General features: G+C 73.7%; 9 protein-coding genes. 1 reads left to right on the plus strand and 8 read right to left on the minus strand.

Going from position 1 to position 11,421, the window contains the following annotated elements:
• Window positions 1-66 precede the first annotated feature (66 nt).
• The gene (locus LZ198_RS43335) at window positions 67-363 is read right to left on the minus strand and encodes a hypothetical protein (protein ID WP_267145512.1); all 297 of its coding nucleotides are present in this window, start codon (window positions 361-363) and stop codon (window positions 67-69) included.
• 24 nt (window positions 364-387) lie between these two features.
• Window positions 388-681, minus strand: a complete 294-nt coding sequence (locus LZ198_RS39435) for a hypothetical protein (protein WP_253977322.1) — start codon at window positions 679-681, stop codon at window positions 388-390.
• Between the two features lie 363 nt (window positions 682-1,044).
• Between LZ198_RS39435 and LZ198_RS39440 the strand changes: the two genes are divergently transcribed.
• Window positions 1,045-3,237: a tenascin-X gene (locus LZ198_RS39440; protein ID WP_253977323.1), complete on the plus strand. Its 2,193-nt coding sequence runs from the start codon at window positions 1,045-1,047 to the stop codon at window positions 3,235-3,237.
• 7 nt (window positions 3,238-3,244) lie between these two features.
• Here LZ198_RS39440 and LZ198_RS39445 read toward each other — a convergent pair whose 3' ends face one another.
• The 6 genes from LZ198_RS39445 to LZ198_RS39465 all read right to left on the minus strand — a co-directional run.
• Window positions 3,245-4,735 (minus strand): DUF4166 domain-containing protein, encoded by a 1,491-nt coding sequence (locus LZ198_RS39445; protein ID WP_253977324.1) that lies wholly within the window; start codon window positions 4,733-4,735, stop codon window positions 3,245-3,247.
• Window positions 4,736-4,892: 157 nt separating this feature from the next.
• Window positions 4,893-6,068, minus strand: coding sequence for an SRPBCC family protein (locus tag LZ198_RS39450; RefSeq protein WP_253977325.1), 1,176 nt, complete (start codon window positions 6,066-6,068; stop codon window positions 4,893-4,895).
• Window positions 6,069-6,258: 190 nt separating this feature from the next.
• A complete protein-coding gene (locus tag LZ198_RS39455) occupies window positions 6,259-6,966 on the minus strand; it encodes a DUF429 domain-containing protein (RefSeq protein WP_253977326.1) in 708 nt (235 codons plus the stop codon).
• Window positions 6,967-7,477: 511 nt separating this feature from the next.
• Window positions 7,478-9,007, minus strand: coding sequence for a hypothetical protein (locus LZ198_RS39460; RefSeq protein ID WP_253977327.1), 1,530 nt, complete (start codon window positions 9,005-9,007; stop codon window positions 7,478-7,480).
• 174 nt (window positions 9,008-9,181) lie between these two features.
• A complete protein-coding gene (locus tag LZ198_RS43755; protein ID WP_407667506.1) occupies window positions 9,182-9,919 on the minus strand; it encodes a head GIN domain-containing protein in 738 nt (245 codons plus the stop codon).
• 92 nt (window positions 9,920-10,011) lie between these two features.
• A partial coding sequence (locus LZ198_RS39465; RefSeq protein ID WP_253977328.1) for a PEGA domain-containing protein occupies window positions 10,012-11,421 on the minus strand: 1,410 nt, incomplete at its 5' end.

The following is an 11,421-nucleotide window of genomic DNA, read 5'->3' on the forward strand; positions in this document are numbered from 1 at the left end:
GCGGGGCGCTGGGGACATCCGGGCTGTGGAGTACGCCCACGGCGACGGGCCACCGGGTGGAGCGGCTCAGGTGAGCACGGCGCGCAGCCGCTCCAGCAGGCCGGGGAGGCACGCCAGGAGCTGGCGGTCCATGAGCTCCAGGGCGTGCCGGAGCGTCTCCAGGTCCTCCTGGGAGCGCTCGGCGCTCACCATGCGCTGGAGGCTGCGCAGGCGCTGGTTCCGCAGCACCAGGCGGGTGAGGGTGTCCTCCAGCTCCTCGGAGAGGGCGTCGTCCAGGTGGAGCTCCTGCCCGATGAGCTCGCGCAGTTGTTCCACGAGATACGTCAGGTCCCAGGATTCCTCGTAGCCGGCTCGACGCGACATCGCTTCTCACGAAAGGGCGGCCGGCTAGTCCAGCGCCCGGGCACGGGACAGGCCGGCGAGGGTGAGCCTGGCGCGGGAGGGGTCCAGCTCCACCGTGGCGTGGCAGCCCTCCAGGTCCAGCGTGAGGGCATAGGGCTCCGACGTCGGCAGGAGGCCGCGCTCCTGGTGCGCCAGCGTGGCCATGCGGAACAGCTCGGAGAGCAGCGCCTGCCGGGTCTGGGCCCCCAACGCGTCCACCGCGCCCTGGAGGCCACGGGGAATCAGCACGGTGAAGGCCTGGGTCGACTGTTGCGCGCTCGCGGTGCCGGCGGAGGTCATGCCCGCCGCCAGTGCGAGAACCGTACCTTTCCTGGATCCAACCATTCCGCGCGGTTGGGGCGGGCAACTTCGACCCGCCGGAAAAAACGACAGGGTCCGGCTACACCACCCTGAAGACACGTCACCATCACCCGCTGGCGCCACCATTCCGTCGTGCATTCAGCTCTCCGGCGTGGCTGCTCCGCCGGGGGGACGGAAGGGGTGGACATCCGTCCGCGCGGACACGGGTGGGGCGCCGGGGCGCTGGTCACGGAACACTCGCGGCGCGACGAGGGCGGTTGTCGGACACCGCGTGTCCGTCGGCCCCTCGCATCCTCCGGGGCCCGGGGCTATAGCCGGTGGCCTGGAGACGGGGAGGCACCCATGGCGCGCGCGACGAGAGCTGTCGGGACGGGGTGGACGGGCATCCTGCTGGTGCTGGCGCTGGCGGCCGGCGCGACGGCCTGCCGGGACGAGCGCCTCCAGACGGCGAGCGGGCGGCTGCGGCTGTCGGTGGAGCGGCTGGAGTTCCCGGTGGCCTACCCCGGCACGGCGCGCGTGGCGGAGGTGCGCGTCCACAACGCGGGCCGCGCGCCGCTGGACGTGACGTGGACGTCGGTGGACGCGCCGTTCTCGCTGCTGGACGTGCTGCCGGCGCGCGTGACGACGGGGGAGGTGCCGGTGCGCGTGCGCTTCGCGCCGACGGTGACGGGCGCCTTCGAGGCCACGCTGGTGGGCACCTCGTCGGACGGAGGCCGGGCGGAGGTGGTGCTGGTGGGCGAGGCGAAGCCCCCGCCGGACTGCTTCACGCCGGTGAAGTGCGCCACCGCCACCTTCGACCCCACCACCGAGAAGTGCGTGGAGACGCTGCTGCCGGATGGCGCCGCGTGCGACCCGGGCAACGCCTGCCTCTTCGAGGCGACGTGCCAGCAGGGGCGGTGCAAGGGGCGCGAGCGGGCCTGTGACGACGGCAACGCGTGCACCACGGACGTGTGCCACGCGCTGGACGGGTGCGGCGCCGTCCCCGCGCCGCCGTGTCCGGGGGATGGCGCGTGCCGGGTGGGCACGTGCGACCCGAAGCTCGGCTGTGGTCTGGCGGACGCGCCGGATGGCACCTTCTGTGGCCCCGAGCGGAGCTGCGACGTCGCGGACGTGTGTGTCGAGGGCGCGTGCACGCGGCAGGACCTGCCGGACCGCTTCGTGTGCGCGCCGGCGAGCCCGTGCCAGGGCGAGGGCCGCTGCAAGGGCTCCGTCTGCGAGCGGTCCCCCGCGGTGGCGTTGGCGCCGGACTGGAGCCTCGACTCGCGCGAGCTGGGGATGAACCTGCACGACGTGCTGGTGAGCCCTCGGGGCGACGTGGCGCTGATGGGCTTCTATGCGTCCGCGCTGCTCGACGCGACGTCGCCCACGCCGGGCCGCACGCGCGACGCGGGCCGGCGGTGCATGCTGTGGAACGACCGGCTGCTGTGCATGGACCTGCCGAGCGACGGCACGGTGTCGCTGGTGGAGCGCTTCACGGGGGTGCCCCGCTGGAGCTTCACCCTGGCGCGGGCGCGGCCGGACTTCGCCGAGCGCACGGGGACGCTGTTCCTGGCGCGGCTGGCGGTGATGGCGCCGGACCGGCTGGCGGCCCTCTTCGAGGCCTATCCCGTCGGGCACCCGCGCGCCACGCTCTGCCGGATGTACTTCCTCGTGGTGCTGGATGCCTACGGGCAGATGGTGTCCGCGCAGGAGCTGACCGACCCGCTGCTCAGCGAGTGCAACCACCCGCACCCCTTCGGCGTCGCGTCGGACGTGGTGGGCGACCTGTACGTCGCCTTCTCGAAGACGCTGAACGATGGGGCTCCCCTCCAGCCGGGCGCGCCCACGTTGCTCATGGCCTTCTCGCCGGACGGTGTGCCGCGCTGGCGCAAGCCGGCGCAGTACCGCGCCGGTGAGCTGGCGGTGGTGGACGGGAAGCTGTTCGCCGAGCGGAGCACGGAGGCGCTCGACACGCGGGATGGCACCGTGGTGGCGACGCTGCCCCAGGTCTTCGGCCGCGGCGTGTCCACGCACGCGGTGGCGGTGCCGAGTCCGCAGGGCACCTCCGTCAGCCCCGTGGACGGTGGCGCGGGCCTCGTCGCGACGGAGCTGAAGGGCTACCGGTTGCCCGGGTTGGAGGCGGCCTGGACGTACTCGCTGAAGCGGTCCGGGCAGGCGCTCACGTCGAAGGAGATTCGGCTGGCCACCTGGCCGGAGGTCGCGGGCCAGCCGCCGGAGACGGTGGTGCTCGCCATGATGGGAGATGCCCGCTCGCTGCCCTGGCTCGTGGGCGTGCGCGTGAGGGATGGCAGCGAGGCCTTCCAGTGTCCGCTGGAGACCACGCTCCTCTCGGAGCCGAACCTGATGGAGCTGGCGCCGGGAGGGATGCTGCTGATGGACGGCGCCACCACGTGTGGCGAGTGCGACCCGCCCTTCGCGTACAGCCAGGCGCGCTTCCAGCGCTTCCCCATGCCGGGGCTGTTGCCCGCGCGCGAGCCCTGGCCCGGGACGTTCGGCGGCCCGGGGCACGACCACCACGAGGGCTCCGACCACTAGCGAGGCGTCACCCGGGCTCGGCGGCCTCGGACAGGTGCCGGGCCTCGTAGTGGATGCGCCCCCAGGGGCGTGAGGGGCGCAGGGTGCCGACGGCGTCCACGCGGCAGGTGCCATCCGGGGCGGGGAGGACGCGGAACTCCACCTGGCGGCCCAGCCACGGCAGCCACAGCCCGTGCCAGCGCAGCGTCCGGCCTCGCAGCCGGAGGCCGCCGCCGTCGAGCACGGACACGGCGAGCTCCAGCTCCAGCCCGTGCTCGACGAAGACCTCGTACAGCCGCCCCTGGCGTACCACGAAGTCGGAGTCGAAGACGCGCAGCGCGCCGTCGCAGTACAGCTCGCGGACGAAGTGCATGGAGCCGTCCGCGCGGCGGAAGGTGCGGAAGCGGCCGGGGAAGGCGTGTGCGCCGTGCTCGGAGAGGCCCTGTCCGGTCAGCCGCGTGGAGAGCCACGCCAGCACGCGGGCCGCGCGGGAGGAGAGCGAGACGGTGGCTCGCATCGTCCAGGCGCCGGGGTTGGCGTAGAAGCGCGCGACGCGCGGGTCCACGCGGGGCAGGTCGTCGCCGAGGACCGGGGCCAGCAGGGGCCACACGTCCGACGGGCCCACGCGCTGGCCCCGGTGCAGCAGCTTCACGCCCCGGCGGTAGACGCCGGCCGCGGTCCAGGCGGTGACGAAGCTCGACAGCAGCAGCCAGGCCGCGCGTCGCTCGCCCGCGAGCCCCGGGACGGCATGCCAGCGCGGGAGCACCCACGCGCGCAGGGTGCGCGGCGCGTAGTGGGACAGCAGGCTCCAGCCGGCGCGCGCGATGCGGCGCAGGGACAGGGCCAGGCCCTGCGCCATGGCGCTCTCCGGGGGGACGGCGCCCGCGAGCGCGGGATGGTCGAACAGCCGCGCGCCCAGCGTCATCTCGAGGTGCTGCGCGAGCAGGCGCCACAGCGGCTCGCCCGCGTGGGCCCGGGCCTCTTCGAGGAAGGCGGCCTCGTAGCCGAGCTCGCGGGCTCGGGCGACGTCCTGCATGTGCGCGTCGATCCACCGCTCGTCGCGAATCTCCAGCGGCAGGTGTTCCTCGCAGGCGCGCGCGTACGCGGCCCAGGCGGGTGTGCGCGCCCGGCCCAGGGCATCCACCGGCATGACGGCCGCGCCCAATCGCGCGAAGGGCTCCGACACCCCCCAGAAGCGCCCCAGGGTGACGGCGCTCGCGGCGAGCAGGTGCACGCGGGCCATGCGGCATGGGTGCGCGGCATAGAAGTCCTCCAGGAGCGACAGCGACAGCCGACAGGCCCGCTGCCGGAAGGCGAAGTCATGGAGCGCGGCGCGGTCCGCGCCGGGGAGCAGGCGCGCGGCCTCGAGGAGCTCCCCGCGCGAGAGCAGGGCCTCCAGGGTGGTGCGTCCCCGGGTCGGCTTGAAGACGTTGATGAAGTGCCTCAGGTGCTTCGCGTCGCGCGCGACCGGTGCCGTCCCCGACGTTCGCGGCATGAGCGTCTCGTCGAGGTGCTTCATGGCGAGACCTTCCTCTCGCGCGTGACTGGTGCGCTTTCATCGGGGGTGCATGGCGTTCCATCGAGCGCCCACGCGGAGCCGCCTGCACCTTCACCACGTGGATGCCCGGCGTCGTCTCCGCCCGGCGCGGCATGAAGGTGTGCCTCGTCGGGCGCCCTCATGAGGACACCCCCACAAGTTCTCCACAGGGGCGCGAGGGCGTGACATCCCGGGCGCCCGAGCCGAGCCAGCTACGCGCCGCCCCCGGCCTCGGCGCCATGCCGAGCGTCCTCGCCACGAGGAAGCACGCGAAGCGCCACCGCGCGCGCCTTCGTTCCGGAGCGGAGACGTCCCCCGCGCACCACCGGCGCAGCGTCTCGAACCCCCACTCCGTGCCCAGCCGCATGACGGGGCGGAAGAGCAGGTCGTCGAGCAGCGCCCCCAGCGCGCCATGGCGCGTCTGGTAGTCGAAGACCGTCTTGAAGAAGGTGCCCCCTGGCCGGCGTTCGTAGAGCCAGACGCCCCGGCCCCGCAGGATGAGGCTGAGCGGGTCGTCCGAGCCGAACTCGAACGTGGAGCGCTCGAGCGGCGTGTTCGCGAGGTAGCGCCCCCAGCCTGCGACCTCGAGCCCGAAGCCCAGGCGCGTGCGGTAGTCCATCTCGTGGTAGCCCCGCGCATCACACTCCGGCAGGTAGCGGATGGAGGTGAAGCGCACGTCCCAGGCGGTGTGCAGGTCCGGGTCCTGCGTGCGCTCCCAGACGCACCCGACGGGAGCGGGGATGAGGGCCTCCACCACGATGCGACGGGGCACCGGCGCTCGTGAAGCGGGGTGGGCGCCGCCGCGCCGGAAGGCCCTCCAGCGGGTGAGGTCCCTGACGAAGGCGACGAGCGCCCCCAGGCCCATGAGGCTCATCAGCGCCCTCAGCACGACGGGCACGGCGGGAGCCTCCGCGCGTACGCCGGTGGGCAGCAGCCGGTCCGGCCAGACCGCGTGGAAGGTGGCCATGAGGTAGAGGCCCACGAGCACGCTCAGCGCCACGTGCATGAGGTACTCGCCCGGAAAGACCCCTCCCAGCGAGGCCCGGCTCCGCCGCTCCTCCCAGACATCCGCGAAGGCGACGAAGACATCCGCCGCGTAGAGCAGGACGAGCGGCAACAGCGCCAGGCCCTGGGGACGCAGGTTCGCCACCCAGAGGAACTGGAGCGCGTAGATGAGATGGCGCGCGGTGTGCCAGAGGACCTCGCGCTGGCACTCGGGGCGTTCCATCAGCCGTCCCCGCAGGCCATGGAAGTAGACGACGTCGAAGGCGCCCAGCGCTCCGATGACGAGCAGCAGGTAGAAGGCAGCGGTCATGCCCGCCCGCCTGTGCAACCCGACGGCCAGGCATGGAGGTCGCCCCAAGCCCTGGAATCGTCGGACGCCGTGCCACGTCGGGGCGGCGGGACTGTCAACGGGAGTGGACAGTGGGGTCCACTTCGTTGTCACCGCCTCCTGGACGCGCAGCCCCCAAGTTCTCCACAGGGCGCGGCGTGCGAGCGATGCTTCACGATGCGTCCAGGCCCAGGTGGAGGATGCGCCCCTCGCGCAGCCAACCTCGCGCGTCCACCGTGAGCGGGTCGCCCACGGCCGTCACCCGCTCCGGCGCGGTCCGCGTCAGCCAGCCGAGCCAGGCGCACCCGGCCGCGTCGAGCTGGTCATGCGTGGGCAGCACGCCAGGAGGGAAGGACAGCCCATGGGTCTCCAGGGCCTGGCGTCGCTGCGCCCGGCCTTCGCGCGAGTCCTTCTTCGCGAGTCCCCGGCCCACGAGTCGCCGCCACAGCGCGCCCGGGAAGGCCTCGAACAGCCGGGCGTGCTCCACCGCCGGCGTGTCCACGTCCAGCATGGGCAGGCGGGCGCGCGCGTGCAGCGCGGCGAAGAGCAACACGCTGCCTCGCACGAAGCCGCTGAAGGGGCGACCTGGCGCGGGGAGCACATCAGGCGTGCGCCCCGGTGCCCGCAACCGCCGCTCTGCCTCTCGCACCAGGGCACCCGGCCGGGCCAGCGCTTGCGGTCCGTCCACCACGACCACGTCGTCCGCGGCCACGGGGAAGGTTTCCACCAGCGCCTCCGGTGCCAGCACGCCCTCCGCGGTCAGAGGGGGCCAGCGCAGGCAGCCGAAGGACACTCGACCTCCCAGGTCCACCCGGGCCACGTCGACCATCCGGCGCTCTCGCGCGTAGGGGTCGGTCAAATCCCAGCCGATGAAACGCACGGCTCCCTCATTCACATGGCACCCATCGCCGCGTCATCCCTCCGGACCGCATGGGATTGTGCGTGCGTCATGAGTCATGCGTCATGTGTCATGGACCCGCACGTGAGACGCGAGAGGAAGACGGACCGCGCTGTCAATCGTCCCGCACCGACAAAATGCGCGAGCACCCCCGTACAGGTGGTGAATCGGACCCGCCAAGGAGGGCTCCTGGCATCCAGCCTGTCACGGCACCCCCCGGAGCACCGACCCTGCGGGTGGACATGCTCCGCGTACCCGATATTCTTCCGCCATCGTTGCGTTGAAAGACGTGGACGTGTTCCACCTTGCCCACGCGAGGCCCGCCCGGGACGCACCCCCTTGGTCCCGGCGCTTGTGTGGAAGGAGTGCGGTTGCCCGGGCGACCTTGGAGGTCCGGCGTGCGGCGGCTCCGTTGCAGCGTGGGGGGTCTGCTCGGGCCCCGGGGGAAGAGACATCCCTGGGGCCCGAGTTACCTCGTTCCCCACTCCCCTGCCTAAGGCTGCACCCTCGCCGTGCCGGCGGGCGCCACCGCCGCGAAGCCCAGCACGAACGCGGGCTCGTCCTCGAGCCTGCGCGCGAGCAGCTCCTCCGCCAACATGGGCAGGGGCCACCGCTCCAGGGATGTCTTGCGGAACTGCACGAGCGCCTCGTCCAGCTCCCTCAACCGCGCCTCCGCCTCCGCCCGCGCGGACGTGTCTCCCAGGGCGTCCGCGCCGTCGACCATCAACTGGAGGCCCGTGGTCCGCTCCATCTGCGTGGGCATGCGCGCCATCGCCGCGCCGATGGCGTGGGTGACGCGACCCAGGCGCTGGCGCTGCCGGGGCGTCAGGGCACTCCGGGTCCCCGTGGCGCGCGTGCGCAGGAGCCACGTCCCACGCTCCTGGAGTCCACGCGAGGCCACCTCCCACGTCGTGGCGCGGAGGTCCGGCATCTTCACGTCCTTCAGCAGCCCGCGCGTGCGCACGTAGTGCTCCTGGAAGGACGTCTCGCGCCACACCGGCAGCGCCGCCGCCTGCTCCAACGCGACGAGGTCCGCCTCGCGCAGGGGCGCGTCGACGGCCGTGTCTCCCAAGAGCCACTGCAACCGGAGCTGCATCGACCGGGGGTGCTCCGTCATCAGCGCCTCCAGCTTCTGACGGAAGGTCTGGCGCGCCGTGGCCCGGACGGACTCCGGGAGCACCTCGCCCTTCAGGGCGTCCATCACCGCGAGGACGTCGTGCGGGTCCTGGAGCCGGGGCACCTGCTGCAACAGGAACAGCGCCTGCTCCTCGGTGGGCGCGGGCAGGGTGAGGACCACCAGCCGGCGCACGTCGTCCGAGCCCACCTCCCGCCAGGCCTTCCACCGCCAGAGGTCCCCCGACGTGTCGAATTGTGGAGGCGTGGCGCCTGGCAGCAGGCCGCTCGTCTGGAAGTCGGGGCGGCCCGCCTGCTCCCACGCGTCGCGGAACGTGGCCAGTGGAGAGAAGCCCTCTCGCCCCCGCAGCAACCGCAGTTGCTCCAGCACGTCGAGCTCCGGGGTCGCCACGACGACCACGCCGTCCAACTGCTCCAGCGCGGCGCGGGCCCTGGCGTCGTCACCTTCCTCCAACGCGAGACAGACCCGCAGGAAGAGGGCGGGCGCGAACCCGGCGGAACGGCGCAGGGCCTCGTCCAGCTCCGCGTGCGCCTCCTGTCGCTCTCCCAGCGCGGTGGCGCGCGCGGCGCGCTCCGTCCACCCCATCGTCCCGGGGTCCGCGGTGTAGATGGCGGAGCGGACGCGCTTGCCCTTGTGTCGCAGGCGCACCGGCTCGCGCGCTCCATCGCGTGGACCCTCGGAGGCGCCCGGTGCTGCGGGAGGGACCTCGGCGCGCTCGTCCCGCGAGGGCCGCACGCGGGTGCTCTGTCCGGCGCGGAAGTAGAGCGAACCCCCGGCGACGAGCGCGACCACCAACCCCACGCCGCTCCAGACCGAAGCCTTGCGTCCCGCCCCCGCCGCGCGCTCGGAAGAGAAGGAGGGAGGCCGAGCGGGATTCGGGTCCGTCATGGGATGGATGCTCCGACGCGAGGGGGAGCCTCATTCCAATCGGGCACCCCACGCCTCGGCAAGACGGCTCGCGTGAGGATGGGCTGTGTCGTTCCCTACCCACGCGCCCGGTGTGGCGCGGGACTCACGCAACCGTGACAGAAGCGGCGAGCAGGCGCGTGAGAGCCACTCTCATCAAGCGTCGCTGTCGTAGAGGACCTGGGTTCCCCCGCTCGCCCTCACGTTGGTCTTGGGCGGGCGCGCGCCGCACTGGACGGTGGCGCCACCCGAGCCCTCGACGGACACGCTGTTGGAGGGGTTCGCCTCCACGCGGGCGCCGCCGCTGGCCTCGACCTCCAGGTCCTTCAGGCCCTTGAGGTTCTTCGCCTTCACCACCGCGCCGCCGCTGGCCTCGACCTCCAGCGCCTTCGCCCGGCCCTCCAGCGTGACGGTGCCGCCGCCGCTGGCCTCGACCTCGACCTTGCGTGCGTCCACGCCCCGGACGGACAGCGTGGCGCCGCCGCTGGCGTGGGCCGTGAAGTCGTCCTCGGAGGTGACGTCCGCCTCCACGTGGCTGCCGCCGCTGGCATCGACTTCCTCGATGCGCGGGTTGGACACGTAGACGCGGACCTTGCCGCCATTGAAGTTGGACCCGAAGAAGCCACCCTTGCGGTCCACCTCCGTCTGGAGCTTCCCGTCCTCCACCACGAAGCGCAGGCGGGAGACCAGCTCCTGCGGGCCCTCCACGCGGACGGACTTGGGGCCCACCTTCACCTTCGCGTGGATGCCGTGACCGAAGGAGACGCCGTCGAAGTCGGAGACCTCGCGGACCTCCGCCTTCCGGGAGGCGTCGTCGTTCGCGGCGTCCTCCGCGTGGGCGGCGCCGGTGAGCAGGAGGAAGGGGACGAGCAGGGACATCCGGGCGGTCTTCATGGAGCGGCTCCCAGGGCGGCGGGCCCGGTGGGGCCCTGTCATGCCCGGGCTACGGCCGATGCCGGAACCGATTGCCTTCCGGTGTGCCAGCCCTAGTGGGACAGCATCTCCAGGGGCATGCGCACCGTGGTGACTTCCCCGGTCTTGATGTCCACGGGCAGGGTGAACGAGCGGCCGCTGCCATCCACGAGCTTCAGGTTGTGCTTGCCCGCCGGCAGGCTCGCCTTGGTGAGGGGCGTGTCCCCGAGCATCCGGCCGCCCACGTACACCTTGGCGGACGGGTCGGTGCTCAAGGAGAGGAAGCCCGGCTCGCCCGTGGCGCTGGGCTGGGGCTCCGCGCCGTCCTGGCTCCGCGCCTTGCCACCCCGCACCGGCTCCTTGGGGCGCTTGGTGATGGTGACCTTCGACTTCTTGATTTGCGACGACTCGTCCGCGTCCGGCGCGTCCGCCTCCGCCGCGTCCTCGGGCTGGGCGGTGGGGGGCTCCGCCACGGGTGCCTCGGCGGGTGGCGGGGTCCCGGTCGTGTCCGCCATGACCGTGCCCTCGGGCGCGCCGCCACTGCCCGGGGCGGGGGGCGGCGCCGGGGGGGTGGGCGTGGTCAGCGCCGGGGGCGCGGCCTGCTGTCGGGGCGGGAGCGGCGTGGGGGCGGGCTGCTTCCCGTCGCCGTCGAGCAGGGACGACACCCAGCCGGAGATGACGCCCCGGTCCAGGCCGAGCGCCACCGCCGTCGTCCCCACGGCGAGCGCGATGAGCACCGCCGCGAGCACCACCATCCAGGTCCCGGAGGAGCCGTGAATCGCCGTCACCCCGGCCTGCGTCGCGGCGTGTGCGCCCTCGTCCTCGTCGTCCTCGGGCGGCCTCCGACGCGCATCCTGGAAGGCGCGCGCGGGGCGGGTGGTGACGTCCACGTCCGCGTCGTTGGTCGACGGCAACTGGGCCTGGGTGCGTCGCCGCGGGCCGGCGGCCGGAGGGGCTCCCCGGCGCGCGTCGGCCGGGGCCACGGGCATGCGGACCATGGCCGTCTGCTCGTGGCGCTCGGGAGGCGCGGGTGGGGGAGGCGCGGGTGGGGGAGGCGTCGTCGGGGCGCGCGGCACGTCCACGCTGCTGCGTCCCCGCGGCCGGGCCTCCGCGCGGGGCGGCTCCTCCGGGGGGACGGGCGGCGCGGCGCGCGCGAGGGACTGCGGCAGCACCGCGCGGACGGTGTGCTCCTCGGGAGGGGGCAGCGCGGCGCGCGCCGGCTGGGTGCGCGCGGTGTGCGTCAGGTCGGGGTCCGAGGACGCGGCGGAGGGCACCGGGGGCGGCGGGCGCACCGAGTCCGACGTCGCCGAGCGGGGGGAGAGCCGCTTCTGAGGCGAGGAGAGCACCGCCTTGCGCGTCGTGGGCTCGGGCTCCGCGGGAGGCGGCGGCGGGGGGGCGGCCGGCTGGTGCGTGGTGGTGGCGCGGCGGGGCGCTGGAGGCGGGGTGGCGGGCCTGGCCGGCGCGGGGGGCGCTGCCGCGCGACG

Origin of the sequence: Myxococcus dinghuensis (assembly GCF_024198235.1) — a bacterium.
GTDB lineage: Bacteria > Myxococcota > Myxococcia > Myxococcales > Myxococcaceae > Myxococcus > Myxococcus dinghuensis.